The following is a 24,858-nucleotide window of genomic DNA, read 5'->3' as shown; positions in this document are numbered from 1 at the left end:
AAAAATCTTGTGATCCTGCGCCTTTGACGGAAACATGCGATCAGGCCCTTCATGGGTCTGGTCGCAATTCGTAGGAGGCAGTGCATGTTACTGGATCATCTGGCCGTGGCGGGCGAGACGCTCGAAGAGGCCTCGGCCCATGTCGAGCAGGCCTTGGGTGTGTCACTGCAGGCCGGTGGCAAGCACGAAGCCTTCGGCACTCATAACCGTCTTCTGGGGCTGCGGGACGGTCTGTATTTGGAGGCCATCGCAATCGATCCTCAGGCGCCCACGGTAGAGCGCACCAGGTGGTTTGATTTGGATCGTTTTGCAGGTGCGCCGCGTCTGACCAATTGGATTTGCCGGGTTTCGGATATCGCAGCCACACTTTCCGCCTTTCCAGATGCAGTCGGGCAACCTATCGAACTGACCCGCGGCGCATTGCGGTGGCAAATGGCGGTTCCTACCGACGGACGGCTGCCCTTCGATAACCTGTTTCCTGCCCTCATCCAATGGCACGGCGATCTGCATCCGGCGCAAATGTTGCAGGACAGCGGGTGCCGCCTGCGGCGTCTTGTGGTTTTCCACCCTGATGCTTTGGATCTGGCCCGGCTGCTGGGCGATTTGGAAACCGTGGTGTTTGACACTGGCCCCGCAGCGCTGCGAGCCGAGTTCGAAACGCCGCATGGTCCGCGCGTGTTGGAATGATCACAAGACCGGCACAGATTTCAGACGCCCCTGCAATCGCTGAAATCACCAACGCGATCATTCGCGATACGCTGGTGACCTTCACCACTAAGGAGCGCAGCGTGGATGCAATTGCTGCGGATATCAAAAATCGCGGCCCCGCCTATTTGGTGGCCGAAAAGGACGGGCAGGTTCTGGGGTTTGCCACCTACGGCCCCTTTCGCAGCGGCCCGGGCTATGCGCAGTGCCGCGAGCATACGATCCAACTGGCCCCGCAGATGCGCGGGCAGGGGGCAGGACGGGCCTTGATGTCCGCGCTTGAAAACACGGCGCGGTCCGAGAACGTGCATGTGCTGGTCGCTGGAATCTCCTCGGCCAATCCGGGTGCAATCGCCTTTCATGCCGCGATTGGCTACGCGCAGGTTGGTCAGATGCCAGAGGTCGGGTTCAAATGGGGCAAGCGGCTGGATCTTGTGTTGATGCAGAAAATTCTTTCGACGGAGTGATCTGTCGCACCTGACAGTTTCGATTTGGGGCGCTAGGGTGCGCTCATGTCGATCTGGACCCGTATATCCGATGCGCTGAGCGCGCTTGCCCAAGGCGAAAGCCTGGCGGCCGTATTTGAGAAACTGCGCACGCCGCCCGAACGCTCGGTCGCGTTCGCGATTGCCGTGATTGCGCTGGGCGCAAAGATGGCCAAGGCTGACGGGCAGGTGACGCGGGACGAGGTCACCGCGTTTCGCGACGTCTTCCAGATCGCGCGCGAGGATGAGGCCGGCGCGGCCCGTGTGTTCGACATGGCGCGCACGGATGTTGCTGGCTATCAGGACTATGCCCGCAAGATCGCCCGGATGTTTTCCGATGACAGCACCACGCTTTGCGACCTGATGGAGGGGCTGTTTCACATCGCCATGGCCGATGGGTTCTATCACCCCAACGAAAACGAGTTTCTGGAAGAGGTAAGCCGCATTTTTGGCCAGTCCGAGGCGCAATTCATGGCCCTGCGTGAACGCTTTGTTCCCGATGCGCCCAAGGACCCCTACACGGTTCTGGGTGTGCCCCGTGACATGCCTCTGCCCGATATTCGCAAGGTCTGGCGGCAACTGGTGCGTGACACTCATCCCGACGCGATGATGGCCCGCGGCGTGCCCGAGGAGGCCATTCGTCTGGCCGAAAAGAAAATGATCGACATCAACCGTGCCTGGGACGAGATCAACGGCGCGCGGGCATAAGCAAGATGCGACTGGCGACCTACAATATCGAATGGTTTGCCAACCTGTTTGATCGTAACGATAATCTGGTCGTGGACGACAGCTGGTCTGGTCGCCACAACGTCACTAAGGAACAGCAGGTCGAGGCCATCGCCAAGGTTTTGACCGCGGTCGATGCGGACGCGATCATGATTGTCGAGGCACCGAACTCGGGCAAATCACAGGACACGATCCGCGCGTTGCAGAGTTTTGCCGAAGCCTTCGATCTGCGCACCACGAACGCCGTGATGGGGTTTGCCAACGACACTCATCAGGAACTGTCCTTGCTGTATGATCCTGACGCGCTGACGGTGCGACATGATCCGATCACAGGCGACAGGGCGGCGCCCCGCTTCGACGAGGTGTTTCAAATCGACCTCGATATCGACGCAACCGAGGATCACGTGCGCTTTTCCAAGCCACCGATGGAGTTGGCAGTGCAAACCAAGGCCGGGGCGCAGGTTCGGCTGATCGGCGCACATCTGAAATCCAAGGCGCCGCACGGTGCGGGATCGCGGGACGAGGCGATCCGCATCTCAATTGCGAACCGCCGGAAACAGCTTGCGCAGGCCGTCTGGCTGTCTCGTCGGGTCAGGTCGCATATCGAGGGCGGAGAGCATGTCATTCTGCTGGGTGATCTGAACGACGGACCAGGGCTGGATGAGTTCGAGCACCTGTTCGGGCGGTCGTCGGTCGAGATTTTGCTGCAGGCCGGGTTGTTTGATCCTCATGCAGATGAGGCCGATCCGACCCCGTCTACGGCCCGGTTTGCCCGCGAAGGGGGGGACTACCTCGAGGCGCTGCTGGACTACATCATGATCAGCGAAACCTTGCGCGCCCGGCGTCCGGTCTGGCGGATCTGGCACCCGATCAAGGATGACGATCTCCGGGCTCTGCCGGACTTGCAGCAGGCCCTGCTGACGGCATCCGACCATTTCCCGGTTACATTGGATATCGACCTCTGACCTTTCATCATGGGGCGTCACAGCCTATATTTGGGGCATGAAACATCTTGTTCCGATCTGTGCGGTAACGGTTGCTCTGGCCTTGCCTGCCCATGCCGAAGAAGAAACCGGCAAATCCCTGATGGAGCAGGGGGCCGAGCTTTTCTTTGAGGGGCTGCGGCAGGAAATGGAGCCCGCGCTTGAGGATCTGCAAGGGCTGGTCACCCAGTTCGGCCCGGCGATGCAGTCGTTCTTTGAGCAGATGGGGCCCGCCTTGGCCGACCTCGCGGGCGAGATCGAGGACTGGAGCGCCTATGAGCCGCCCGAGATCCTGCCCAACGGCGATATCATCATCCGCAAGAAGCCGTTGCAGGACCAGCCGGACACCCCGGAAAACTCGGAAGAAGAACCGGACGAGGGAACGGAAATCTGACCCTTAGTCGCGGAGGATCACGCGGGTATCCGACCTTAGCGCGTTCGCCAGTGACGTCAGTCGCGCCTCGGCCACTTCATTGAACAACGGGCGTGCTGCTGTCGGCAGCAGCAGGTCAAGCTGACGTTTCTTGGGATAAAAGCGCAAAGTCCCCATAGGGGCGTCATTCTGCATCCAGAGCATGGCGCCAAAGCGCATCGCCTTGCCCAGAATTTCGGCCTGTTTCTGGTCCTTCTCGTCCAGCAGCTTGTAGAGCGGTTCGAACCTGTTGCCTTCGCGTTTGTTGCGATACCGGTGCTGCAGGGCGAGGCCGATGAAGACCCGTTCAGAGTGCTTCAGCCCGCCCAGATTGGCACGGGTGACATAGTCAAAGCAAACCTCGGCCCGGTAGTCGGGATGGGCGCGCCAGCTGACGTCATGCAACAGGCAGGCCGCCTTGACCAGACGCACGCGTGCCTCTGGGGCCGATTTGAATAGTGGAATCACAAAGTCATAAAGGTGTTTGCCGAACCCCGGCAGGCGGGCGTCCTTGGCTTCGGAAAACCGGCTGGCCTCGATCAGCGGATCACGGTCACGCAGCATTTGCGGCATCTGTTCGTACAGCAACCCCTCGCGGATGCCATAGCTTGAGATCGCAATGTCCTTGGGTTTGAACGTCCGGATCAGCCGCGCCAGCACATCCATCGCATAAGGGATCAGCGCCATGCGGGAACTTGAAACGCCAGCCAGGCTGCGCATTTCGTCCGGGTCGCCCTTTTCGATGAACTTGATGGTCTGGTGAACCTGCTTGGTGGTCATGCGGTATTCGTGCAGCACGTTCATCGGGTAACCCCGGCGCAACATGTCCAGTCGGGCGAAGGCGCGCCAGCTGCCGCCGACAAGGAACAGACGGTCACGCTGCTTGCCCATCTCGCCGCGCAGTTCTTCCATGGTGGCCTTGATATGGGCTTTGCGCGCCCGCCGCCCACCTTTGATGTCACGCAGTTTCAGCGGACCCAGGGGTGATGTCACACGGCGACCGACGTCGCCTTCACCGATCTCGGCCAATTCCATTGAGGAGCCGCCGATGTCGCAGATCAGCCCATAGGCACCAGGCCAGCCCAGCAGCACACCCTGCGCGGACAGCCGGGCCTCTTCCCCGCCATCAATGACCGCAACAGTCAGCCCGGTTTCGGATTTGACCTCATCGCAGAAATCCGGGCCGTCCTTGGCCTCACGCACGGCGGCGGTGGCGACGACATGCAAACCCGGCAATCCCAGATCGTCGGCAAGACGTCGAAAGCGGCGCAGCGCGGCCAGCGCGCGCACCCGCCCGCGCGGATTCAGGCGGCCGGTCTCGGACAGGCCCGCGCCCAACTCGCACATCACCTTTTCGTTGTAGAAATAGGCCGGAGACCGTGCGGCCCCGTCAAAGATCACCATCCGGACCGAGTTGGAGCCAACGTCAACAACGCCGACACGCGACAAGGCGCGGGCTTCGGGATTGTCAAACAATGGCTTACCGAAAGACCCCCAGTCCGGAATGTCGGTTTCGACAGTCTGTTTCATGTCTGTTCCAGATGTTCCGGTCACAGTTTGCGAAATCACCGGGTGTGGGTCAATTGTCTGGTTCGACATCGTTTCCGTCCGAATTCAATACTCTGACTGCCAGAGTGCGCGTTATTTCGCGCTTTTCCGAGAGGGCAATTTGATCCAGTCGCGCCACAACCTCGGCCGCGGTTTCAAAGCGGCGGTCCATATGCTTGACCAGATAGGCAATGACCTCGGGGCCGGGGTTCAACTGTCGGTCGATGAACAGCTTGGCCAGAACGGCCCCCAACAGCGCGTCGTCGGGCGGATCAAGTGCGACGTGATGCGCGCCTTCGATGCGGCTTTGCAAATCGGGCAGCGGCAGTTGCCACAGCTTTGGGACCAGCCGCCCGGTCATCAGCAGGGCGTGGCCCTCGGCCAGAACCAGATTGTGCAGATGGAACAGGACCTTCTGCTGTTCGGGATCGTCCGCGATCATCGGCACGTCTTCGACCGCAACCGGGGTTTGGGCCAAGGCAGGCACGTCGTCATACCGCAGGTCGCGGGCCTGAATGATCCGCCCCCCGGTTTCGGCCGCCCAGACATGGGCCAGATGGGTCTTGCCGGCCCCGGCCGGGCCACTGAGCACCAGTTTGTTGCCGGGCCATGATGTGGCGGAAATCATCGCAACAGCCAGCGCATTGGCGGGCGAGACAAAGAAATCCTCGCGGCCCAGAGCAGTTTTGGCCGGGAGATCAAAGCTCAGTTGTCGGGGCATTTATTCGTCTTCCTGCTTCAGCCCTTCAAGGCCGGTATACAGAGGGCTTTCCAGATAGAGGGAGGTCAGGAACCGGGCCACGACACCCAGCGCCGCGGCAACGGGCACGGCAACCAGCATGCCCACAAAGCCGAACAATGCGCCGAACACCGACAAGGCCAACAGCAACCAGACAGGATGCAATCCCACCGAGCTGCCGACCAGTTTGGGGGTCAGGAAGTTGCCCTCGGTCACCTGACCCAAGGCAAAGATACCAGCGACCAACCCGATATGGACCCAATCCCCCCAGAACTGGAACAGCGCGAGGCCGATCGCCAGAGTGCCTCCGATCAGGGCGCCGAGATAAGGGATGAAGGTGACCAGCCCGGCAATGAACCCGACGATCAGGCCGAATTGCAGGCCAACGATCATCAGTGCTACCGCGTAATAGGTTCCAAGGATCAGACAGACAGTGCCCATACCACGCACAAATGAGGCCAGCACGCCATCAATCTCACCGGCAAGACGTTTGATCGTGGGGGCGTGATCGCGGGGCAGCAGCTCTCCGATGCGGGCGATCATGCGGTCCCAGTCCATCAGCAGGTAAACCGCCACAACCGGCGCGATCACCAACAGAACCGCGACGTTGATGGCAGAACCAAGCGATGCGACGACCGATTGCAGCAGATCACCTGTTTTCGATTGTAGTGTTTCGCCCAAAGACACCAGTGCCTGATGCGAACTGGATTCACGGTCCAACAGGGACGGGAATTGTTTTTCGATAAACCCACGCAGTTCCTTGAATAGGCTGGGCATCACCTCGACAAGGTCGATCAACTGCGTGATCAGCGCCGGAACCACCATCAGGATCATCAGGACAAAGCCCAGAACGCCGACAATGGTGATGATCCCGGTTGCCGCCATGCGCGACAGGCCTAGGTTTTCCAGCCGGTCCGCGATTGGATCAAGGAAATAAGCAATCGCGCCGCCGATGACGAAGGGCAACAAAACGTCGCCAAGTGCCCACATCAGCAGCACAAAAACCGCAGCGGCAGCCCCCCAGTACCTGAGCTGATCCTTCACCGGCAAAGCCATGGCTGTCCCCTTGTTGTCGGCTCTTGCAGATGTTCTTCGCTTATGCAGCGTCGTGATGCAAGCGCTTCATGACCCGGGGAAACCGGCGTTTCAGTCGTTGAGCGTGCCCAGTTCCGGAGTTCCCGCGTCCGCCGTTTCGTCCGGCCAGTTGGTGCGCCAGATTTCAGCCGACCAGTGGCCGCAATGCACGGAGGGGCGATCAAAGCCGGGCAGGGGGTCCAGCAATGGGGCGACCACCACATCGTGGCGCGGCACGGCGAAATAGGGAAATGAATAACGCTCCCGGCCCGAGCGGTTGACCACCCGGTGCGGTGTGGATTTCAGACGACCGCCCGACCACAGCTCGAGCATGTCGCCGATATTGACGATGAATCCGCCCGGCGGGCAGTCGGGCGTGATCCAACCTCCGTCGCGGGTTTGCACCTCGAGCCCGCCTACCGGATCGGGGGCGATGATGGTCAGCGCGTCGGTATCCTTGTGCGGATGGATACCGTAACCGCCTTCATCCGGTGCCTGCGGCGGGTAGTGCAGCAGCGTCATGTTGGTCATCGGATCACGGAACGCATCGCGCAACTGGCCAGAAGGAAGGTTCAATCCGACTTCCAGTGCGCCAAACAGCATGTCCGCCACGCGATCCAGCTGTGCCCAATAGTCAAGGATCACTGCGCCAGCTTCGGGCACCTCGCGCGGCCAGATGTTGGGGCCGTAGAGCGCGCAGTCCTTGCGAATGGGGGCATCAGTCGCCGTCTCGCAATGCAGCTTGTATCCTTCGTACTTGTCAGCCTTGCCCGAGCCGTCATTGGGTGTGAAGAACCCCATCGGGATGAACCCGCGATAGTTCTCGCGGGTGATGGCCTGATCCCATTTGGCGCTTTCGTCGATACCAAAGATGTCCCGCACGCGGCTGCGCACCTCGGAGACTGTGTCCTGTGAGATGCCTGTCCCGGTGATTGACAGAAATCCGATCTCGGTGCAGGCGTCCATCACCTGTTGGGCGGTCCGGTCATAGTCGGCATGGGCGGGATCATGCAGCGGGGCGATGTTGATTGTGGGAATGTGATCCATCAGTGAATCCTCACACCCTGACGGTCCAGCTCGGCATGGACCGGAGCAAGGTTCAACTCGTGCACATCCTGATTGCTTTTCAACGACAGCGCCGCCGCGATCCCGGCGCCCTGACCCATGACCGCGCAGCACGCCATGTTGCGGGTGGCAGCATGTGCCACCTTGTCCGCCCCGTGCGAGCGGCCCGCGACCAGCAGTCCTTTGATCCCTTTTGGCAGCATCGAACGATACGGAACCTGCATATAACGCCCGGTCGTGGGAAGGATCAGGATGCCGTAACCATCGATGAATTCGGGGTAGATGCCGATCGTGTCCTCGAACCGGCCCTGATGACGGGCGTCGTTTTCGGTCATGTTGTAGACCGCGTCGATCTTGCGGGTGTCGCGGATGCCGATGGTCATGCCAAAATTCCGCAGCCGAGCGTTCTCGCAACCGGGCATGAAGCGCCGCAGTGCTTCGATAGCTAGCATCGACTGACGACGCCCTTCGATCTCGCCGCGTGTCAGGCTGTCGGGGTCGGTGCCGTCGACCTCAGCCAGATGGATGAGGTTCATATAGGTAAGCTCACCTGTGTCATGCATCGCACCCCACGTACCCGCGATGGTATTCAGATGCGGCGGGATCAGACCCTCTTCGATGGCCTGCTGGAAGGGCTTCTTGACGAAGGGCGAGAACATGTCGTCCTCTTTGCCGCTGGTCTCGATGTTCCATTCGCCACCGCCACCCCAGTCCTTGTAGGTCTGCGGGTCGGCCTTCACGCCCTCCATGAAGGCGCGTTTGTCGACGCCTGCCAGATGGAACATGACGGACGCCGCCATCATCTCCTCTCGGGCGGTCTTATGGGTCGGCGCGCCCGCGCGATGGGCCACGTCAGCGTCTCCGGTGGCGTCGATCACCACCTTGGCCAGAATCGCCTCACGCCCGGCTTTGGATTCGGTGATGATGCCGGTGATCCGGTCGCCCTCCATGATCGGAGCGACGAACTGCCGATGCAGCATCGGGTGTACGCCAGCCTCTTCGACCAGCTTGTCGGCGACCAGCTTGAAGCCTTCACTGTCCAGTTCATAGCTGAGTGACTGGCTTTCGGGCACCGCCGCGCCCATGTCCTTGGCGCGGGTCTCGAACTCCATGCCGATGCCGCCGGCCTCGACCGTCTGTTCGTGGCGGTACCATGCGAACCCTTCGACGCCCACGGCGGTGATGTTGCCGCCCATACAGCCGAACCTGTCGACCAGAGATACTTCGGCCCCGGCACGTGCTGCGGCCAAAGCGGCGGCCAGCCCGGCGGGACCAGAGCCAACGACCAGAACGTCGGTTTGGTGAACAACTGGGATCTGACGGGCGGGTTCCTGAATGGTCTGCATCGGCGCCTCTTGGAATTTACATTCCTGTCACAATTGAAAACCCTGACTGGCGGGTCAATCAAAAAACCGACTGACCTGAGGTCGCAAAATCACCATTGGCCGATTGCCCCCGGCGGGGCTTTGGAATAAGGACCTTTGAAGTCGAATTCACACCTTTGAAGGTTCACCAATGCGCCTCAGCCGTTACTTTCTGCCCGTTCTCAAGGAAAACCCCTCCGAGGCCCAGATCGTCAGCCATCGGCTGATGCTGCGTGCCGGGATGATCAAACAGGCCTCGGCCGGGATCTACTCGTGGTTGCCGCTGGGCTTCAAAGTCCTGCGTAAGCTGGAAAACATCATTCACGAAGAGCAGGCGCGCGCAGGCCACATCGCGATCCAGATGCCAATTATCCAATCGGCGGACCTGTGGCGTGAATCCGGGCGGTATGATGATTACGGTCAGGAAATGCTGCGGATGAAGGATCGGCACGACAGGGACATGCTGTTCACCCCCACCGCCGAAGAACTGGTCACCGACATCTTCCGTGGCCACGTCAATAGCTACAAAGACCTGCCGCTGACGCTCTACCAAATTCAATGGAAATTCCGCGATGAAATCCGTCCGCGTTTCGGCGTGATGCGGGGCCGCGAGTTCTACATGAAGGACGGTTACAATTTCGATCTGACCAAAGAGGACGCGCTGCACGCCTATAACCGCCATCTGGTCAGCTACCTTCGCACCTACGAACGGATGGGCCTGCAGGCCATTCCGATGCGCGCCGACTCCGGCCCCATCGGTGGCGACGACACGCATGAATTCCTGGTGCTGGCCGATACCGGCGAGTCTGAGGTTTTCTATGACAGCGCCGTCACCGACCTGACCTTTGGCGACCGTCAGATCGATTTTGACAATCGTGAACAATGTCAGGCCATCCTGGAAGAGTTCACGTCGAAATACGCCCGCACGGACGAAACCCATGACGAGGCTCTGTTCAACCAGATCCCCGAAGAGCGCCGCCGCGTGGCGCGCGGGATCGAGGTTGGCCAGATCTTCTATTTCGGCACCAAGTATTCCGAAGCCATGGGCGCGACGGTGCAAGGCCCCGACGGCAAGCCGGTTCCTGTTCACATGGGCAGCCACGGCATCGGCGTCAGCCGCCTGATCGGCGCGATCATCGAGGCCAGCCATGATGACAAAGGCATTATCTGGCCCGAAGGCGTGACACCGTTCCATTGCGGGATCGTCAACCTGAAGCAAGGTGACGATGAAGCAGATGCGGCGTGTGAGAAGCTCTATGGCGCCCTGACCGCGCTGGGGCTGGAGCCGCTGTATGACGACCGCAACGAACGGGCAGGGGGCAAGTTCGCCACCATGGACCTGATCGGCCTGCCATGGCGCATCACCGTCGGTCCGCGCGGCCTGAAGAACGGCGTGGTCGAACTGACCAGCCGCCGCACAGGCGAAAGCGAGGAGCTGAGCCCCGAGGCCGCGGTGACCAAGATCGCTGAAATCTACCAGCTGGCACACAGCGCCTGATATGGCTGGATCGGACATAGCTCTGCCTACGGTTTCGATCATTACCGTAACGCGCAACCTCATTGATGAGGGACGCGTCGAGGCGATACGGGCGGCACTGGAGGCCGCCCAAGATCAAGGCGACGCGATTGTCGAGCATGTCATTTGGGATGGTGCGTCAACCGACGGAACGGTTGAACTGTTGAAAGACTTGATCGCCGAGATCGAGGCGCGCCCAAGCTTTGTCCCGATCCGCTTTCAAAGCCTGCCGGACAAAAGTCTCTATGACGCCATGAACCGGGGGGTTGAGATTTCCCAGGGCGAGTACGTGGTCTTCCTCAATTCGGATGATCTGCTGGCGTCGCCGGATTGTATGCAAAAAGCGCGTGAAGAGATTGGTTCGGAACGCCCCGATTTCTGCTTTGGACGGACCATCTTTGTTGAAAAGGATGGAAGCACCCGTCTGTCGCGAGAGCGCAAGGTCCATTCGATTTTGCAACGCATACCGTTCTGCCACAATTCCATGCTGATCCGGCGCGACGTGTTTGACCGTTTCGGAGGTCACGATCTGGATCTCCGCATTGTGGCTGACTATGACCTTGTGCTGCGCATGTTGTTTGCAGGGTGCGAATACCAGATGCTGTCAGTTCCAATTGCGGTTTTCCATCCCGGTGGCGTTTCGGCGGATCAGATGAAAACGGCGCTGGAAATGACGAAGAGCTGGCACAAGAACTACGCTCCGTTCTTTGGTGGGCGGACGTATTCCGAAGACGAAATGTTGAATTGGTTCCGGATAGGTCAGCTGCCGCTTGTGTTTTGCGTGAATCTGCTGCGCCAGTCCCGGAATCGGCCGCAATTGCGGAAAGCTGCTTTGCACAGTTTGAAAGTGACTTTGAGGCGTAGACTTCAGCCGTGGCGAACCTGGGATTACTTTGCGGACTGATCCCGTGGGGCGCATGCGGAAATCCGCGCCCAGACTTGAAAAATAGGCTGGATGTCAACGCCGCCGGACACCCGGGGCTTTCAAAACCCTTATGCCGCACAGTCAAGCGCTGGCTGCGCTTCTAGGTTCGTTTCGGTTCAGGCCGTTCCGCCAGAACGTCACCGTCCGCGTTGTTGCCGCGTGGCACAACGATCGGACGACCCAGGCGTCTTACCAGTTCCTTGAATTCAAAACCCAGAAAGTGCAAACCGCAAACCCTTGCGTCGGTTACGCGATCCGTAATGCACAACCGCCCCTGACGAAACGCCAGGCGATAGCCCTTGTCTTTCAGGATATCGGTCAAACTTGCCCAACTTGCCGCAGTATCGAAAAGTGGGCGCATCGTGGCACGCAAAAGCGCCGCAGTCTCGCAATCCAGTTCTGATGATGCGTTTCGGACCAAAATAGGGTCCAACAATTCCGTATTACTCTTTACAAACATGAGCGACCCCCGCTCTTTAAAATGGTATCCCCCTTACTCCTAGGGTGACAAAATTTCTCAAAATAAGCAAAAGGCGAAATAATATTGCTTAATGAATGTTGCATTTTGAGTTCAGTTCCTCACGCAACAGCCGTATTGACTTCATAGCTGAAACAATCAGGGTTTGTCTGTGAATGTCGTCACAACCAAGGGTGTAAAAATCGATTTCATCATCTCCTTTTGCCAGAGCGGGTGATCCGGAGGCCGAATCGATTCGCCCCGTGCCGCGCCCTGAATAGGCCGCTGGCCCGCTCATCCCGGGGTGGGGCGCGCATAACCGGCTTGACCATCCGGTGAAATGCCGAAAGGGTCGCGCCGAACAAAAATCCGGAGCAGACATGGCCAAGACGCCCCCGCCCTTTGCCCCATTTGAATGGAAGATCGCCTGGCGGTACCTGCGCGCGCGCAAGGCCGAGGGCGGCGTCAGCGTGATGACGTGGATTTCGCTGATCGGGATCACTCTGGCCGTGTTCGCTCTGATCGCCACGCTCGCCGTGCGTTCGGGGTTCCGTTCAGAATTCGTGGGCACCATTCTGGGTGCCAACGCGCATGTCACGGTCTATTCCGCTGGCAGTTTGGATGCACAGGGGCGTCTGGATCGCACCATCGAGGATTTTGACGGCGTGGCCGACCGCATCGCACAAGTGCCGGGCGTGGTCCGTGCAGCGCCTCTGGTCAAAGGCCAGGTGCTGATCACCAATCGCGATCGCAGCAGCGGGGTCGAAGTGTTCGGCATTCAGCCAGATGACCTGCTTGACCTGCCCGGTGTCGCCGAAAGCGAGCAGGCCGCAGGCGATCTGTCCGAATTTCAGAATGAAGAGTTCGTCATCGCCATCGGTTCCGGCGTGGCGCGCAGCATTGGGGCGACGGTGGGGGATACGGTCAAGCTGACCTCGCCCAACGGAGTGAAAACGGCTTTCGGCACCTCTCCACGCGTCAGCGCCTATCGGGTGATCTATGTGTTCTCGGCCGGGCGTTATGACATCGACCGGACGCGGGTCTATATGCCGTTCGAACAGGCGCAGAGCTTTTTCAACCGCGAAGGCGTCGCCGATGAGATCGAGGTCATGGTCGAACGCCCCGAAGAGCTGACCCCGATCCTGATCCCGATCCTTGAGGCCGCGGGCGAGCGCAGCCAGATCTGGACATGGCAGGATGCCTCGGGCGGTTTTCTGCGCGCGTTGGAGGTCGAGGACAACGTGATGTTCATCATCCTGTCGATCCTGGTGCTGATTGCGGCGATGAATATCGTCTCGGGTCTTATCATGCTGGTTAAGAACAAGGGCCGCGATATCGGCATCCTGCGCACCATTGGTCTGAGCGAAGGGTCGGTCCTGCGGGTGTTCTTCATCTGCGGTGCGTTCACCGGAATCATCGGCACAGTGATGGGCGTGATACTGGGCTGCCTGTTTGCGATCTATATCGATCCGATTTTTAGCTTCGTGAACTTCGTCATGGGCGGCGGTGTCTGGGACCCGTCCATTCGCGGTATCTACGCTTTGCCCGCTGAATTGCACCTCTCGGATGTACTCAAGGCCATAGGGCTGTCGTTGGGCCTGTCCTTCTTTGTCACCTATTTCCCTGCCCGCCGCGCGGCGCGGCTGAACCCGGTTGAGGCGCTGCGCTATGAATGATGTGACGATGCGGCTGAACGGTCTGACCAAGACCTATCTGAAGGGCACGCCGGGCGAGGTTCAGGTACTGCGCGGTGCCGATCTGGAATTGCGCACGGGTGAGGCGGTGGCGCTGGTCGCGCCCTCGGGTGCGGGTAAATCAACCCTGCTGCACATTGCTGGTCTGCTGGACACGCCCGATGAAGGGTCGGTTGAAATCGCCGGTCAGAATGTGACGGGTAAGGGCGACCGGACCCGCACCGCTCGTCGTCGGCAAGACGTGGGATTTGTCTATCAGTTTCACCATCTGCTGCCCGAATTCACCGCATTGGAGAACATCTCCCTGCCGCAACTGGCCAACGGCGTGTCCGAAAAGGCGGCGCAGGACAGGGCGATGACCCTGCTGGATCGCGTCGGCGTTGCACCGCGCGCGAATCACCGCCCTGCGGCCCTGTCCGGGGGGGAACAACAGCGCGTGGCCTTCTGCCGGGCGCTGGCAAACAAGCCACGCGTTCTGCTCGCGGATGAGCCGACGGGCAATCTGGACCCCGAGACCTCGGATCAGGTGTTCGACGCGCTGATGGCGCTGGTCCGGGATGAGGGGCTGTCGGCGCTGATCGCCACGCACAACATGGAGCTTGCGGCACGGATGGATCGCAAGCTGCGGCTGGACGGTGGCGTGCTTAAGCCAGTTGAGTGATGGCGACCCCTGCGGCCATTACGGCGATCCCGCCTGCGCGTATCCATGTCAGCGGGGTGATCTGTGCTCCGAACAAGCCGTAGTGATCGATGGCGGCGGTGCTGATCAACTGCCCCAGCAGCACGAAAAACACTGCGTTTCCGACGCCGAAATGCGGCGCGACATGGGTGATGGACAGTACGTAGAAGGCAATCAGGACACCAGCCAGCAACAGGTGTTTCGGCGCCTGCGCAACTTTGGACAGCGCTCCGAACCCCGGAAACAGAACCATCAATACCGCCGAGGCACCAAAGGCAATGGCAAACAGAACAACGGCGGCGGTGGTCGGCGATCCGATCAACCGACCCAAAGCCGCATTCAGCGCCGCAAGGATGGGCACGCCGATCCCGGCGGCCAGCATGATGGCTGCATATTGTGTCATTGCCCGTATCCTCCTGCTGCGTTGATCTGGATCATTGCGGCAAGCTGGCCCTCGGGCAAGCCTGTAAATGTCAATCAGGGCAGGAGGATATGATGATCGGACCGATACGGAATGCAGTTTCAATAAGCCTGCTGGCGCTGGCGTCGCAAGCAAGTGCCCAGGATGTCGAGACGGGTGCCGAGCTGTATCGGCACTACTGCGCGACGTGTCACGGGATCGACGCAACCGGACACGGCCCAATGGCCGGAGTGCTGGTCATTCAACCGGTCGACCTGACCAAGCTGACCGGAGAAGACGGCGTGTTTCCAACCGCCCGCGTCGTGGCGCGGATCGACGGGCGTGACCCGCTGGTCAGCCACGGCAGCCCGATGCCGGTCTATGGGCCTTATTTCGATGGTCAGGACACATCGATGAAAACGCCCGAGGGGCAGCCGATCCTGACCAGCCAGCCAATCGTGGATCTGGTTGCTTATCTGCAGACTTTGCAGGGCCAATAACCTTTAGCGACAAATCCCTTCGATCTCGGCACCGGCCCAGGGGATCAGGATGTCACGCTCGCGTGGTTGATCCGGCAAGGGTGACAGATCGAAATGCGCGCCCAGCATGTCATGCAGGCGCTGGGTGCGGGGGGCTTTTGGGTCCAGCGCCCGGCAGCAGACATATTCTTCGACAATCGCGCCTTGTTGTTCGAACCCGTATGACAGGAAATCGGACGAGGTTTCGATGTCGAACAAATAGGGATCTTTGTTGCCGCCATGTTCGGCAGCAGCCCGTAACGGATGGTAGCCGGTGGTTTTCCGGTTCTGCCACTGCCAGACATGGGTTAGTTCATGCGCCAGCAACATGGCCGCGACCAGGTTCATCTGCTCGGGGAAGTCGGACATATAGTCCTCAAGATACCAGTCGCGCGTGAAATAGACCTTGTTGAACAGGGCCACGGCGGCAGGTTTAGCGGTCACTATGCCCTCTTCCGGGGGTGGAAGGATACGTTCTCGGCAGGCGAGGCGGGGGCGTTCCTTGCGGTAGAAGGTGATCGGCGCGACAGGGGCACCTTCGACCAGACGCACCCGGTCCAGATTCAACGTCTCACCCTGAACTGCGCTTGCAAAATCACGCTCCTGATCCGTCAGCGGGCGACCGCAGGAGGCGAGCAGTAAAAGAAACGTCATCAAAATGCGCCAAGCCATGTTCAAAGCCTAATGTGAAGCGCCCTCTCTGCAACCGGTTTTCACAGGCTCATCGCCAATACGCGGCTTATTTCCGTCAGCGACCGCCCGGATTGGTCCATCCACGTGTTAAAGGCCTCTTGCACCGCCGCCATCGCCTTTTTCGAACTGGGGGCCTTGTCGACCACACGCTCGGCAATCAACCGTGCGGTGACATCACGCGACAGGATGAAACTGTCCCGCCCGGCAAAACGCATGGCATATTGGGCCGAGGCCCCGCCCAGACGAGACCCGCGTTTGCCCAGCATCGCCAGCAGACCCACGTAATCGGATGAAGGCCAGCCGCCCAGAATTTGACCGACCCCGCCTTCCTGCCGCAGTTCCAGCAGGAATGCCGCATTGTCCCGGACGGTGGCAATCTTGGTGCCATTGCGCACGATGCGGGTGTCCTGCAACAGCGAGTCGAATTTCTCATCATCCATGAAGGCACAGCGGCCCACATCGAAGCCGTCAAAGGCGGTCTCGAACCCGTCCCACTTGTTTTCGATGACCTTCCAGTTGAACCCGGCCTGAAAGACGCATTTGGTGATGATCGATAGCCAGCGATCATCCGGCGTGGCAGCCAATTCGGCCACGCTTTTGGGTTTGCTCAGCTTTGCCTCCAAGGCGTCCGGCCCGCCGAGGCGGTCGGCGGCCATGGAAAAGATGTCGTCGAAATGGTGCATCAGAGTCCTCCGACGGCAGGGTCGCGTGTTCGCCGCCGGGTTGCAAGCACAGGTTCCGAGTTAAATAGCCTTGCGCGCCCGACTTGACTTCGGACAAAGACCGCCGTGCCACTGGGGCTTAAACCGGGGCACCACTTACGGAGACTACCATGCTGGGTTGGGGACTTTTCCTTGCTGCACTTGCCACATTTCTGCTGACGCACATGATTCCCGCGCGGCCCGCGATGCGCGGCCGGTTGATCGAGGTGATGGGGCGCAAGACGTATTTCGCCGCGTATTCGGTTCTGTCCTTGTTGGTCCTCGGCTGGCTGATCGTTGCCGCCGCGCGGGCGCCCTATGTCGAGGTTATCCCACCGCTTTCCGTTCTGCGCTGGGTGCCGCTGCTGGTGATGCCGGTCGTGTGCTGGCTGGCTTTGGCCGGCATGTCGGTCCAGAACCCGTTTTCCTTCGGGGGCTTGGGGCACCGCCCGTTCGATCCGGAAAATCCCGGCATTCTGCGCACAACGCGCCACCCTTTGCTGGCGGCGCTGATGCTGTGGGCACTGGCGCATCTGCTGGCCAATGGCAGCCTGTCCCATGTCATCCTGTTTGGTCTGTTTGCAGGTTTTGCTGCTATGGGCATGGCCCTGATCGACCGCCGCAAGGCGCGTGAGATGGGGATCGAATGGACGCGCCTGTCCCGCAATACAGCGCGGTTTTCGCTGCGGACTCCGCGCCCCTGGCCCAGCCTGTGGGTTGGGCTGGTTTCACTTGCCGCCTTTGCGGTTCTTCTTCACCTGCACGCACCTGTGATCGGCCTGTCTCCGTTACCGTAACGGGGGAGTGGCCGGGCAGGGTCATGCGTGCTATCTGGAATGTCACAGTTTAAATACGAGGGTCTCGGAATGTATCTGGCCTATGTCACTACCACTGAACGCGGCGCCACCGACCGTCTGCTGAGCGCCGTTGCCGAGCATTTGCAGGCCAAGGGCGCCCGTCTGGCTGGTGTGGTTCAAACCAACACCGAATGCGCCGACAGCAGCAAATGCGACATGGACGTACGTGTCCTGCCGGACGGAGAGGTCATACGCATCTCGCAGTCCCTGGGCGAACATGCGCGCGGTTGCCGACTTGACCCGGCGGCGCTGGAGCAGGCGGTGGGATATGTCACCAACTCGCTTGAAGACGCGCCGCAACTGCTGATCATCAACAAGTTCGGCAAGCACGAGGCCGACGGGCGCGGTTTCCGCCCGGTGATCGCCGAGGCGCTGGCGCAGGATGTCCCAGTATTGGTCGGCGTGAACGGTCTGAACACTGAAAAGTTCCAGGAATTCACTGGCGGCGCGGCTGAAGAAATTACCCCAAGCGTCGAGGCTGTTACCGAATGGTTCGACCGTGTCACAGCACAACGCGCGGCTGCGGCCTGACGTAAGTTTCGTTGGGTAACGCACTGTAAACCTGACTTGTTTCAATATTCATGTGCTGCAATCCTCTGACCCAGGAGGAGGCAGCACATGTGGACCAACTGGGCCGGAAACCAGAGCGCGCAGACAGCGATCACGGGCCCCGTCTCGATTGCCGAGTTGCAGCAGGCAATAGCGGAGACGCCCAGCCTACGCGTTGTGGGGGCAGGGCATTCATTCACACCCATCGTAGCCGGCGGGGACCGGATTCTGGACCTGTCCGAACTGGACATGCCGACGCTCGGCGACCGGGACGGTAACCGGATCTGGGTCAACGCCAATGCGCGTTTGCGGGATCTGTCCCCGGCATTGGCCGCGCAGGGGCTGGCCTTTCGAAACCTTGGTGACATCAACGCACAATCACTGGCCGGGGCGGCCTCGACCGCGACACACGGCACCGGGCGGACGTTACCGTGCCTTGCCGCCGAAATCACCGCCGCGAAACTGGTCAGTGCGGGAGGGGATATTCTGTCTACAGACGACATCCCGCTTGAGATGGCGCAGGTCACTCTGGGGATGCTGGGTGTTCTGACCGAGGCGCAAATCTCGGTCGTGCCGAAATACAATCTGCGCCGCCGGGTGCGATTGGCCGATCTGCAAGACAGCCTCGCCAACATGCACCAGAACTGGGCCGAGAACCGGAATTTCGAATTCTTCTGTATCCCCTTTACCGGCAAAGCCGTCGAAATCCGCCACGACCTGTCTGACGCGGCCGAAGGGACGGCTCCGCGCGATCTGGACATGATCGCCGTTAAGGTTCTGAAGCTTGCGCGCAACGCTGGCAAGCTCAGCGGTGGGGTTCGCAGAATGCTGCTGAAGCTGCTGACGCTTGCGCAATCGGACGAAGACTATGTCGGTGAAAGCTGGCGGGTGTTGTGCAGCGACCGGCATATTCGGTTCAACGAGATGGAATATCACCTGCCGCCCGACGTGGCCGGAGACGTGCTGCAAGAGGTCATCACCCGACTGCACCGCGATCATAAGGATATCTATTTCCCGATCGAGGTGCGTCAGACCGCTGGCGACACGGCCTGTCTGTCTCCGTTTCAGGGTGGGCCGCGGATTTCGATCGCCGTGCACACGGATGCTAATGAAGACCATCGCCGGTACTTCGACGCGCTGGAACCTCTGTTTGTCGAAGCTGGAGGGCGCCCGCACTGGGGCAAGATGCACAGTCTGACCCACAAAGAGTTGTCAGGCTTGTACCCGGATTTCGACCGGTTTTGCGCGTTGCGGGAACAGCTCGACCCCGGTGGCAAGTTCCTGACACCCGCTTTGGCCAAGCTGTTCCGGCCATGACTGAGTACCTGCAAACCCTGTCCGACACGCTGCACGCCTATGGAGTAGACAAGCCGGTCACCGTGGTCGATCTGGATCGGCTGGATGCGAACTGCGCCCTTGCCGTCAGCCGCTCAGACGTCGGGTTGGCCCGCCGTCTGGTCGCCAAGTCTCTGCCCTGTCTGCCCCTGCTGGATCACATACGGGGGCGGATTTCCACCTCGGACCTGATGACCTTTTCCGAGCCGATGCTGCAGGCACTTTTGCAGGCTGAGCCCAAGACGGATCACTTGATCGGTAAACCGCTACCCGTCAGTTCGGCCGCGCGGGTTCTGGCCGCGTGCCCGGACGCCGCAGCGCGCGTTCAGTGGCTGATCGACACGCCGGAGCGGTTGCACGACTATCTGGCGCTTGCAGCGGATAGGCAGTCCGCCCTTCGCCTCTCGCTTGAGGTGGATATCGGTCTGCATCGCGGAGGGTTTCAACCGGAACATGTCGCGGATATCGCACGGGAAATCGATGCCAACCCCAACGCGCGCCTGTCGGGCCTGATGGGGTACGAGGCACACTTGGCCAAGCTGCCCGGATTTCTTAAGAAACGCGCCACTCGGATGAGCGCAGATGCTTTCCGGTGCGCGGTTTCCAACTTGCCCAAGGGCGAGGAGGGGCTGTGCCTGAATACCGGTGGCAGCCTGACCTTTCAGTCCTATGGGGCGCGGGATGGCGCGACTGAGGTCGCCTTTGGGTCGGTTCTGGTCAAGCCAAGCGATTTTGACCATGCCTCGACGCAGGAATTCCAGCCTGCGGCTTTCATAGCCACGCCGATTCTCAAGGCAATGCCCGGTAATTCTCTGCCCGGGTTAGATTTTCTGAAGCGAACGAAAACGGATATCGCGGTGTTCGGCGGGCATTTTCTGGCACAGCCCGTTTTTCCCGCGGGATTCGGGTATTCCACCATCTTTGGCCGTTCCAGCAATCAGGAGGTCTGGACCGGGCCTCCTTCGGCCATCGTCGCGCCTGGCAACATTGCCCTGCTGCGCCCAACCCAAAGCGAGGCGGTGTTAAATCAGTTCGGAACCATGCTGGCGGTGCGTGGAAATCAGGTGGTGGCTGAATGGGAATGCCTGCCGAATTAACGGCCCGTTGCACTTTGTCACCATCTGAGGAAGATGGTGGGCGACCCTGGAATCGAACCAGGCGTGCGTCTCCGCGAGGGAGTTACAGTCCCCTGCCACACCTTGCGGCCTGTCGCCCACTGTCAGGCGTTGCACCTGACGTGGAGGCGTGATTACTAGCGCCTTAAAGGAGCGTCAACAGGAAAATACCGCTTTGACGCAGGAAACCGAATTCCCGGCCCGGAGGCCCAAGAAATGAAGAAACCCAAGTGGGTCGTTGAAAAAGAACAGTCGCGCAAAGCGGCCGCTGCGGAAACCGTCTGGCTGTTCGGTCTGCACGCCGTGCGTGATGCGCTGATGAACCCCAATCGGCAGAAATTGCGCCTGATCGTAACGCGAAATGCGCGCGATAAACTGGCCGAAGCGATTGAATTTGCAGGGATCGAGGCCGAAATGGTCGATCCGCGCAAATTCTCGGCCCCCATTGATCCGGGGTCCGTCCATCAGGGTGCCGCGCTTGAGGTCAAGCCGCTGGACTGGGGCGGGCTGGCCGAGAACTGCATCGGGCGCGAACATCCGCGCGTGATTCTTCTGGATCGCGTGACCGACCCGCACAATGTCGGAGCGATTCTGCGCTCGGCCGAGGTTCTGGGGGCGAGTGCGGTGATCGGCACACGGCACCATTCGGCACCGGAAACCGGTGCGTTGGCGAAAACGGCCAGCGGTGCGCTGGAACGTCAGCCCTATCTGCGGGTCCGCAATCTGGCGGACGCCATCGTGGAACTGCAGAACATGGGCTTTCTGGTGCTGGGCCTGGATGGTGAGGCCGAAGACACCATCGAATCGGCTTTGGGAGGAAAGCTGGACCAGCCCGTCGCGTTGGTGCTGGGGGCCGAAGGGCCGGGATTGCGTCAAAAAACCAAGGAAACCGTTGATCGATTGGTGAAAATCGACGCAGCCGGTGGGTTTGGCTCGCTCAACGTCTCAAACGCGGCCGCAATCGCCCTATATGCCTCAAGGCACAGATAGACAGGAGAGACCCATTCCCAGCCCGTCGAAAATCGCCACCTGCTGCTATTGCGGGACCCGCGCTGCGCTGGTCCTGAAGGGAAAGCAACGTCACGAGTTGAGTTGTTCAAGCTGTGGTGCGCCGTTGCATGACCTCAAGATGGTGCCAAAACGCAAGTTGACCGAAGGCAAGCCAAGGCGCGACACCGTGAATGCCTCGGGCAACAACAAGAAAAAGAAGCAGAAAAAGAAGAAGAGCATGTTCTCGCGCGTGTTCGACGAGGCATGGGACGTCATCGAGGATATCTTCGACTAAGGTGACGTCTGGGCGACACAGGTGATCACAACCCCGTTAAATGGGGTTCCACTGGGCCGCAAAACTTGCATCTTGAGACCCTGATGTCTGAAATCCGAATACCGTTATGCTGACCCGACGTTTCCTTCTTGGCGCGATGGCCGCCGCTATGATTGCTCCTGCTGCGACGGCGCAGGAGATGCCCGTGTTTTATGAGGCCGATGGCGCGGCTCTAGCTGGGTATGATCCGGTCTCCTATTTCAAGGGCGATGCACCGGTTCTGGGTCAGCCGCAATATGCGGTCGTCTGGAAAGGGGCCGAATGGCACTTTGCCACTGATGAAAACCGTGAGGCGTTCGAACGTGATCCGCGCGCCTTCGCGCCCCAGTTCGGGGGATATTGTGCCTATGCCATGGCCAAGGGGATTCTGGTCAGCACAGACCCATTGGCATGGCAGGTCATCGATGGCCGTCTGTACCTGACCCACTCGCCTGAGATCGAGAAGATGTGGCGCGAAGCAACAGCTGAATATATCCGCATGGCCGAAGCGCACTGGCCCGTTGTCCTCTACGAGCAATAGGCGAAGTTCCGCTTTTTGCAGTATGTCATCACAAAAATGCGCGCGACCTCTTTTTTTCTCTCAACTTATGCCTAAATGTCACAGTGACCGCGGAACGGAACTGCCGCGGGTCATTTCACTGTCCCTCGTTCCAACAACTGGCGCTCAGGTTCGACCTGGGCGCTTTTTTCTTTGGCAGGCTCGGATTAGGGTGCCCGCATGAGCGACTATTCCGACGCATACCTGAAAGACATCCTGCAGCGTACAAAGGTGATCGCTGTTGTTGGCGTTTCCATGAACCCGGTCAGGCCCAGCTATTACGTGGCGCGGTATCTGTCGTTGAAGGGATATACGGTCATTCCGGTCAATCCGGGCCATGCCGGGACAGAGCTTTTTGGTCAGACCGTCCGGGCCTCGCTGTCCGAGATTTCCGAGCCGGTGGACATGGTCGATATCTTCCGCCGGTCCGAGGCCGTGCCGCCGATTGTAGATGAGGCGCTGGCCGCATTCCCGAACCTGCGCACGGTCTGGATGCAAATCGGTGTCGAACACCCCGACGCCGCTGCCAAAGCGCAGGCGCGCGGCGCGGATGTGATCATGAACCGCTGTCCCAAGATCGAATATCAACGCCTGTTCGGAGAGCTGCGCATGGGCGGTTTTGCCACCGGCGTGATCTCGTCCAAAATCTAGCCGCCGACATAGGGCAATAATTCGCCGTATTGTTCCACCTGACGCTTTTGCAGCACGACCTCGCGCGGCACCCATTCGTATTTCGTGTCTTCGACCAGCGGAGACCAGAACAGCACTCCGCCATAGCGCCATGGGTCCAGCACCACGCCGTCGTACATCGTCTCACCCTTGCGGCTGATGATGGCCGTGCTGTGGTCGATCCTGAACGGGTTGTCCGCATTGGCAATGGCGCGGTGCAGGTCCAGCGTCTGGAAGTTCTCTTGCTTCAACCGGCGCTCGATATCCTCGGCCCAGTGCCAGCACAGCCCGCGCGGGCGCAGGCCCTTGTTGACCTTGGCGTTATGGATCAGCGGAGGATCGGTGATCTCATATTCCTGCACCAATTGCGCGGTATAGGAGTACGCGATACGGGCGGCGCGGTCGGCCTCTTCCGGGTCGATATCCGGACCTAGGCTGCGGATTTCGGTTGCCAGCCGTTGCACCTCATCCCCGGTGGAGGGCGGAGGCGCTGAACACGCGCCCAGCGTCACAAGGGCCAGAACAATTGCCAAAGCTCGGATCATTATTTGCCCTTCGATCTGTGGACCGTGAGGTCCGATCATAAAGGGTAGGGCGGGGGGACGAAACCCCGTAGCTTACCCCTTGTGGCGCGCGGCTTTTTCGGCGATGCCGCTGATACCCTGGCGGCGTGCCAGTTCGGCCAGAACGTCATCCAGATCCACGTCCCGCGCAGCCAGCATCACCAGCAGGTGATAGAGCACATCCGCAGCCTCAGCCGTCAGCCCTGCCTTATCGTTCTTGACGGCTTCAATGATGGCTTCAACGGCTTCTTCCCCGAATTTTTCGGCGCATTTCTCTGGGCCTTTGGCCAGCAGCTTGGCGGTCCAGCTGGACTCGGGATCAGCCCCTTTGCGGGCCTCAATCGTGGCGGCCAGATCGTGCAGAATGCTCATGTCAGCCTCATAGGGATGCCTGCGGCGGCCATGTGTTCTTTGGCCTCGCGGATGGTGTATTCGCCGAAATGAAAGATCGAGGCGGCAAGCACGGCGCTGGCCCCGCCTTCGGTCACACCCTCGACCAGATGGTCCAGATTGCCGACGCCGCCCGAGGCGATGACCGGTACGTCCACCGCGTCCGAGATGGCGCGGGTCAGGGGCAGGTTGAACCCCGCCTTGGTGCCGTCGCGATCCATCGAGGTCAACAGAATCTCTCCCGCGCCCTTGGCGACGACGGTTTTGGCGAATTCCACCGCGTCGATGCCGGTGGGTTTGCGGCCGCCATGGGTGAAGATCTCCCACTTGCCGGGGCTGACGGTCTTGGCGTCAATGGCGCAGACAATGCACTGGCTGCCGAACTGATCCGCCGATTCCGCGATCACGTCCGGGTTGGCTACGGCGGCCGAGTTGAAGCTGACCTTGTCGGCACCTGCCAGCAGTAGGGCGCGCACGTCGTCCTTGGTGCGTACGCCGCCACCCACGGTCAGAGGAACAAAACACTGCTCGGCCGTGCGCTGGACGACGTCGAACATGGTGCCGCGGTTTTCATGCGTGGCGTGGATGTCCAGAAAACAGATCTCGTCCGCGCCGGCGGCGTCATAGGCCTTGGCCGATTCCACCGGGTCGCCCGCATCGCGCAGGCCAACGAAATTCACGCCCTTGACCACGCGGCCATCGGCGACATCAAGACAGGGAATGATGCGGGTTTTCAGCATGTCGGCGTCCTTTGTTGCCGCACCTCTAACGGCAAAGCCCATCCGATGCCAGAGCCGAGAGATTTGAAATTTCGACGCCGCAACGCGTGTGGCT

General features: G+C 60.2%; 30 protein-coding genes and 1 tRNA gene. 18 read left to right on the top strand and 13 right to left on the bottom strand.

All coding sequences use genetic code 11. The features are described from left to right. Positions 1–84: 84 nt before the first annotated feature. Genes GOX63_RS09860 through GOX63_RS09840 form a run of 5 tightly spaced genes read left to right on the top strand, consistent with a single transcriptional unit; the run spans position 85 to position 3,293 of the window. Entirely contained in the window at positions 85–687 is a 603-nt protein-coding gene (locus tag GOX63_RS09860) for a VOC family protein (RefSeq protein ID WP_170325795.1), read from the top strand. Next, on the top strand, positions 684–1,172 hold the full coding sequence (locus GOX63_RS09855) for a GNAT family N-acetyltransferase (RefSeq protein ID WP_170325794.1): 489 nt from the start codon (positions 684–686) through the stop codon (positions 1,170–1,172). Before GOX63_RS09860 ends, GOX63_RS09855 begins: the two co-directional genes overlap by 4 nt. A 45-nt stretch (positions 1,173–1,217) precedes the next feature. Next, positions 1,218–1,898: a molecular chaperone DjiA gene (locus GOX63_RS09850; protein ID WP_170325793.1), complete on the top strand. Its 681-nt coding sequence runs from the start codon at positions 1,218–1,220 to the stop codon at positions 1,896–1,898. Between the two features lie 5 nt (positions 1,899–1,903). Further along, the gene (locus GOX63_RS09845; protein ID WP_170325792.1) at positions 1,904–2,881 is read left to right on the top strand and encodes an endonuclease/exonuclease/phosphatase family protein; all 978 of its coding nucleotides are present in this window, start codon (positions 1,904–1,906) and stop codon (positions 2,879–2,881) included. 37 nt (positions 2,882–2,918) lie between these two features. Beyond that, complete coding sequence (locus GOX63_RS09840; RefSeq protein ID WP_170325791.1) at positions 2,919–3,293, top strand: hypothetical protein; 375 nt, start codon at positions 2,919–2,921, stop codon at positions 3,291–3,293. A gap of 3 nt (positions 3,294–3,296) precedes the next feature. On the opposite strand, the gene GOX63_RS09835 is transcribed toward GOX63_RS09840, so the two are convergent. From GOX63_RS09835 to GOX63_RS09815, 5 genes are all read right to left on the bottom strand, one after another. Beyond that, complete coding sequence (locus tag GOX63_RS09835) at positions 3,297–4,841, bottom strand: Ppx/GppA family phosphatase (protein ID WP_170325790.1); 1,545 nt, start codon at positions 4,839–4,841, stop codon at positions 3,297–3,299. Between the two features lie 49 nt (positions 4,842–4,890). Next, the gene (locus GOX63_RS09830) at positions 4,891–5,580 is read right to left on the bottom strand and encodes an HdaA/DnaA family protein (protein WP_170325789.1); all 690 of its coding nucleotides are present in this window, start codon (positions 5,578–5,580) and stop codon (positions 4,891–4,893) included. Next, on the bottom strand, positions 5,581–6,654 hold the full coding sequence (locus GOX63_RS09825; protein ID WP_170545624.1) for an AI-2E family transporter: 1,074 nt from the start codon (positions 6,652–6,654) through the stop codon (positions 5,581–5,583). A gap of 90 nt (positions 6,655–6,744) precedes the next feature. Continuing rightward, positions 6,745–7,719, bottom strand: coding sequence for an isopenicillin N synthase family dioxygenase (locus GOX63_RS09820; RefSeq protein ID WP_170545622.1), 975 nt, complete (start codon positions 7,717–7,719; stop codon positions 6,745–6,747). Next, positions 7,719–9,083: an FAD-dependent oxidoreductase gene (locus GOX63_RS09815; RefSeq protein ID WP_170325786.1), complete on the bottom strand. Its 1,365-nt coding sequence runs from the start codon at positions 9,081–9,083 to the stop codon at positions 7,719–7,721. Before GOX63_RS09815 ends, GOX63_RS09820 begins: the two co-directional genes overlap by 1 nt. 169 nt (positions 9,084–9,252) lie before the next feature. Here GOX63_RS09815 and proS point away from each other — a divergent pair, with 169 nt between their 5' ends. Together proS and GOX63_RS09805 are read left to right on the top strand one after the other, a co-directional pair. Next, on the top strand, positions 9,253–10,599 hold the full coding sequence (gene proS, locus GOX63_RS09810) for a proline--tRNA ligase (RefSeq protein ID WP_170325785.1): 1,347 nt from the start codon (positions 9,253–9,255) through the stop codon (positions 10,597–10,599). Between the two features lies 1 nt (position 10,600). Beyond that, entirely contained in the window at positions 10,601–11,521 is a 921-nt protein-coding gene (locus GOX63_RS09805) for a glycosyltransferase family 2 protein (RefSeq protein WP_170325784.1), read from the top strand. A gap of 121 nt (positions 11,522–11,642) precedes the next feature. On the opposite strand, the gene GOX63_RS09800 is transcribed toward GOX63_RS09805, so the two are convergent. Then, entirely contained in the window at positions 11,643–12,002 is a 360-nt protein-coding gene (locus tag GOX63_RS09800; RefSeq protein ID WP_170325783.1) for a hypothetical protein, read from the bottom strand. Between the two features lie 377 nt (positions 12,003–12,379). Here GOX63_RS09800 and GOX63_RS09795 point away from each other — a divergent pair, with 377 nt between their 5' ends. After that, the gene (locus tag GOX63_RS09795; protein WP_170325782.1) at positions 12,380–13,675 is read left to right on the top strand and encodes a lipoprotein-releasing ABC transporter permease subunit; all 1,296 of its coding nucleotides are present in this window, start codon (positions 12,380–12,382) and stop codon (positions 13,673–13,675) included. Beyond that, entirely contained in the window at positions 13,668–14,354 is a 687-nt protein-coding gene (locus GOX63_RS09790; RefSeq protein ID WP_170325781.1) for an ABC transporter ATP-binding protein, read from the top strand. The genes GOX63_RS09795 and GOX63_RS09790 overlap by 8 nt, the downstream gene beginning before the upstream one ends. Here GOX63_RS09790 and GOX63_RS09785 read toward each other — a convergent pair. Next, entirely contained in the window at positions 14,338–14,775 is a 438-nt protein-coding gene (locus tag GOX63_RS09785; protein ID WP_170325780.1) for a DMT family transporter, read from the bottom strand. The genes GOX63_RS09790 and GOX63_RS09785 overlap by 17 nt on opposite strands. A 92-nt stretch (positions 14,776–14,867) precedes the next feature. Here GOX63_RS09785 and GOX63_RS09780 point away from each other — a divergent pair, with 92 nt between their 5' ends. After that, complete coding sequence (locus tag GOX63_RS09780) at positions 14,868–15,272, top strand: c-type cytochrome (RefSeq protein WP_170325779.1); 405 nt, start codon at positions 14,868–14,870, stop codon at positions 15,270–15,272. Positions 15,273–15,275: 3 nt separating this feature from the next. Here GOX63_RS09780 and GOX63_RS09775 read toward each other — a convergent pair whose 3' ends face one another. Continuing rightward, on the bottom strand, positions 15,276–15,962 hold the full coding sequence (locus GOX63_RS09775) for a hypothetical protein (RefSeq protein WP_170325778.1): 687 nt from the start codon (positions 15,960–15,962) through the stop codon (positions 15,276–15,278). Positions 15,963–16,003: 41 nt separating this feature from the next. Next, on the bottom strand, positions 16,004–16,666 hold the full coding sequence (locus tag GOX63_RS09770; protein ID WP_170325777.1) for a DNA-3-methyladenine glycosylase I: 663 nt from the start codon (positions 16,664–16,666) through the stop codon (positions 16,004–16,006). 149 nt (positions 16,667–16,815) lie between these two features. Between GOX63_RS09770 and GOX63_RS09765 the strand changes: the two genes are divergently transcribed. The 4 genes from GOX63_RS09765 (at position 16,816) to GOX63_RS09750 (ending at position 20,522) form a co-directional block, all read left to right on the top strand. Then, positions 16,816–17,481, top strand: a complete 666-nt coding sequence (locus GOX63_RS09765; RefSeq protein ID WP_170325776.1) for an NnrU family protein — start codon at positions 16,816–16,818, stop codon at positions 17,479–17,481. 69 nt (positions 17,482–17,550) lie between these two features. Continuing rightward, positions 17,551–18,072, top strand: coding sequence for a DUF2478 domain-containing protein (locus GOX63_RS09760; protein ID WP_170545737.1), 522 nt, complete (start codon positions 17,551–17,553; stop codon positions 18,070–18,072). A gap of 87 nt (positions 18,073–18,159) precedes the next feature. Next, positions 18,160–19,407 carry a D-arabinono-1,4-lactone oxidase gene (locus tag GOX63_RS09755; RefSeq protein ID WP_170545619.1) on the top strand — a complete coding sequence of 416 codons (1,248 nt, stop codon included), beginning with the start codon at positions 18,160–18,162 and terminating at the stop codon, positions 19,405–19,407. Then, positions 19,404–20,522 carry an alanine racemase gene (locus tag GOX63_RS09750; protein WP_170325774.1) on the top strand — a complete coding sequence of 373 codons (1,119 nt, stop codon included), beginning with the start codon at positions 19,404–19,406 and terminating at the stop codon, positions 20,520–20,522. The genes GOX63_RS09755 and GOX63_RS09750 overlap by 4 nt, the downstream gene beginning before the upstream one ends. 34 nt (positions 20,523–20,556) lie before the next feature. Here GOX63_RS09750 and GOX63_RS09745 read toward each other — a convergent pair. Beyond that, positions 20,557–20,640 (bottom strand) — tRNA-Tyr (locus tag GOX63_RS09745). A gap of 116 nt (positions 20,641–20,756) precedes the next feature. Between GOX63_RS09745 and rlmB the strand changes: the two genes are divergently transcribed. From rlmB to GOX63_RS09725, 4 genes are all read left to right on the top strand, one after another. Further along, the gene (gene rlmB, locus GOX63_RS09740) at positions 20,757–21,530 is read left to right on the top strand and encodes a 23S rRNA (guanosine(2251)-2'-O)-methyltransferase RlmB (RefSeq protein WP_170325773.1); all 774 of its coding nucleotides are present in this window, start codon (positions 20,757–20,759) and stop codon (positions 21,528–21,530) included. Positions 21,531–21,543: 13 nt separating this feature from the next. Continuing rightward, on the top strand, positions 21,544–21,825 hold the full coding sequence (locus tag GOX63_RS24225) for a hypothetical protein (RefSeq protein WP_437436609.1): 282 nt from the start codon (positions 21,544–21,546) through the stop codon (positions 21,823–21,825). Positions 21,826–21,931: 106 nt separating this feature from the next. Further along, entirely contained in the window at positions 21,932–22,384 is a 453-nt protein-coding gene (locus tag GOX63_RS09730) for a YHS domain-containing (seleno)protein (RefSeq protein WP_170325771.1), read from the top strand. A gap of 198 nt (positions 22,385–22,582) precedes the next feature. Beyond that, complete coding sequence (locus GOX63_RS09725; protein WP_170325770.1) at positions 22,583–23,053, top strand: CoA-binding protein; 471 nt, start codon at positions 22,583–22,585, stop codon at positions 23,051–23,053. Here the strand turns inward: GOX63_RS09725 and GOX63_RS09720 are convergent. The 3 genes from GOX63_RS09720 to hisF form a co-directional block, all read right to left on the bottom strand. Beyond that, positions 23,050–23,616, bottom strand: a complete 567-nt coding sequence (locus GOX63_RS09720) for a hypothetical protein (protein WP_170325769.1) — start codon at positions 23,614–23,616, stop codon at positions 23,050–23,052. The two genes, GOX63_RS09725 and GOX63_RS09720, sit on opposite strands and share 4 nt — an antisense overlap. Positions 23,617–23,688: 72 nt before the next feature. Beyond that, positions 23,689–24,006, bottom strand: coding sequence for a phosphoribosyl-ATP diphosphatase (locus GOX63_RS09715; RefSeq protein ID WP_170325768.1), 318 nt, complete (start codon positions 24,004–24,006; stop codon positions 23,689–23,691). Next, a complete protein-coding gene (gene hisF, locus GOX63_RS09710) occupies positions 24,003–24,764 on the bottom strand; it encodes an imidazole glycerol phosphate synthase subunit HisF (RefSeq protein ID WP_117872606.1) in 762 nt (253 codons plus the stop codon). The genes GOX63_RS09715 and hisF overlap by 4 nt, the downstream gene beginning before the upstream one ends. Positions 24,765–24,858: the final 94 nt, after the last annotated feature.

Source organism: Ruegeria arenilitoris, assembly GCF_013031355.1.
GTDB lineage: Bacteria > Pseudomonadota > Alphaproteobacteria > Rhodobacterales > Rhodobacteraceae > Ruegeria > Ruegeria arenilitoris_C.
The sequence above is the reverse complement of the archived record's forward strand: the minus strand, read 5'-3'. Positions and strand labels throughout refer to the sequence as shown.

What these genes read in the sequence shown, in the direction of transcription:
- GOX63_RS09860 (WP_170325795.1), top strand. Translation starts at nt 85, where the DNA reads ATGTTACTGGATCATCTGGCCGTGGCGGGCGAGACGCTCGAAGAGGCC.
- GOX63_RS09855 (WP_170325794.1), top strand. Translation starts at nt 684, where the DNA reads ATGATCACAAGACCGGCACAGATTTCAGACGCCCCTGCAATCGCTGAA.
- GOX63_RS09850 (WP_170325793.1), top strand. Translation starts at nt 1,218, where the DNA reads ATGTCGATCTGGACCCGTATATCCGATGCGCTGAGCGCGCTTGCCCAA.
- GOX63_RS09845 (WP_170325792.1), top strand. Translation starts at nt 1,904, where the DNA reads ATGCGACTGGCGACCTACAATATCGAATGGTTTGCCAACCTGTTTGAT.
- GOX63_RS09840 (WP_170325791.1), top strand. Translation starts at nt 2,919, where the DNA reads ATGAAACATCTTGTTCCGATCTGTGCGGTAACGGTTGCTCTGGCCTTG.
- GOX63_RS09835 (WP_170325790.1), bottom strand. Translation starts at nt 4,841, where the DNA reads ATGAAACAGACTGTCGAAACCGACATTCCGGACTGGGGGTCTTTCGGT.
- GOX63_RS09830 (WP_170325789.1), bottom strand. Translation starts at nt 5,580, where the DNA reads ATGCCCCGACAACTGAGCTTTGATCTCCCGGCCAAAACTGCTCTGGGC.
- GOX63_RS09825 (WP_170545624.1), bottom strand. Translation starts at nt 6,654, where the DNA reads ATGGCTTTGCCGGTGAAGGATCAGCTCAGGTACTGGGGGGCTGCCGCT.
- GOX63_RS09820 (WP_170545622.1), bottom strand. Translation starts at nt 7,719, where the DNA reads ATGGATCACATTCCCACAATCAACATCGCCCCGCTGCATGATCCCGCC.
- GOX63_RS09815 (WP_170325786.1), bottom strand. Translation starts at nt 9,083, where the DNA reads ATGCAGACCATTCAGGAACCCGCCCGTCAGATCCCAGTTGTTCACCAA.
- proS (WP_170325785.1), top strand. Translation starts at nt 9,253, where the DNA reads ATGCGCCTCAGCCGTTACTTTCTGCCCGTTCTCAAGGAAAACCCCTCC.
- GOX63_RS09805 (WP_170325784.1), top strand. Translation starts at nt 10,601, where the DNA reads ATGGCTGGATCGGACATAGCTCTGCCTACGGTTTCGATCATTACCGTA.
- GOX63_RS09800 (WP_170325783.1), bottom strand. Translation starts at nt 12,002, where the DNA reads ATGTTTGTAAAGAGTAATACGGAATTGTTGGACCCTATTTTGGTCCGA.
- GOX63_RS09795 (WP_170325782.1), top strand. Translation starts at nt 12,380, where the DNA reads ATGGCCAAGACGCCCCCGCCCTTTGCCCCATTTGAATGGAAGATCGCC.
- GOX63_RS09790 (WP_170325781.1), top strand. Translation starts at nt 13,668, where the DNA reads ATGAATGATGTGACGATGCGGCTGAACGGTCTGACCAAGACCTATCTG.
- GOX63_RS09785 (WP_170325780.1), bottom strand. Translation starts at nt 14,775, where the DNA reads ATGACACAATATGCAGCCATCATGCTGGCCGCCGGGATCGGCGTGCCC.
- GOX63_RS09780 (WP_170325779.1), top strand. Translation starts at nt 14,868, where the DNA reads ATGATCGGACCGATACGGAATGCAGTTTCAATAAGCCTGCTGGCGCTG.
- GOX63_RS09775 (WP_170325778.1), bottom strand. Translation starts at nt 15,962, where the DNA reads ATGGCTTGGCGCATTTTGATGACGTTTCTTTTACTGCTCGCCTCCTGC.
- GOX63_RS09770 (WP_170325777.1), bottom strand. Translation starts at nt 16,666, where the DNA reads ATGCACCATTTCGACGACATCTTTTCCATGGCCGCCGACCGCCTCGGC.
- GOX63_RS09765 (WP_170325776.1), top strand. Translation starts at nt 16,816, where the DNA reads ATGCTGGGTTGGGGACTTTTCCTTGCTGCACTTGCCACATTTCTGCTG.
- GOX63_RS09760 (WP_170545737.1), top strand. Translation starts at nt 17,551, where the DNA reads ATGTATCTGGCCTATGTCACTACCACTGAACGCGGCGCCACCGACCGT.
- GOX63_RS09755 (WP_170545619.1), top strand. Translation starts at nt 18,160, where the DNA reads ATGTGGACCAACTGGGCCGGAAACCAGAGCGCGCAGACAGCGATCACG.
- GOX63_RS09750 (WP_170325774.1), top strand. Translation starts at nt 19,404, where the DNA reads ATGACTGAGTACCTGCAAACCCTGTCCGACACGCTGCACGCCTATGGA.
- rlmB (WP_170325773.1), top strand. Translation starts at nt 20,757, where the DNA reads ATGAAGAAACCCAAGTGGGTCGTTGAAAAAGAACAGTCGCGCAAAGCG.
- GOX63_RS09730 (WP_170325771.1), top strand. Translation starts at nt 21,932, where the DNA reads ATGCTGACCCGACGTTTCCTTCTTGGCGCGATGGCCGCCGCTATGATT.
- GOX63_RS09725 (WP_170325770.1), top strand. Translation starts at nt 22,583, where the DNA reads ATGAGCGACTATTCCGACGCATACCTGAAAGACATCCTGCAGCGTACA.
- GOX63_RS09720 (WP_170325769.1), bottom strand. Translation starts at nt 23,616, where the DNA reads ATGATCCGAGCTTTGGCAATTGTTCTGGCCCTTGTGACGCTGGGCGCG.
- GOX63_RS09715 (WP_170325768.1), bottom strand. Translation starts at nt 24,006, where the DNA reads ATGAGCATTCTGCACGATCTGGCCGCCACGATTGAGGCCCGCAAAGGG.
- hisF (WP_117872606.1), bottom strand. Translation starts at nt 24,764, where the DNA reads ATGCTGAAAACCCGCATCATTCCCTGTCTTGATGTCGCCGATGGCCGC.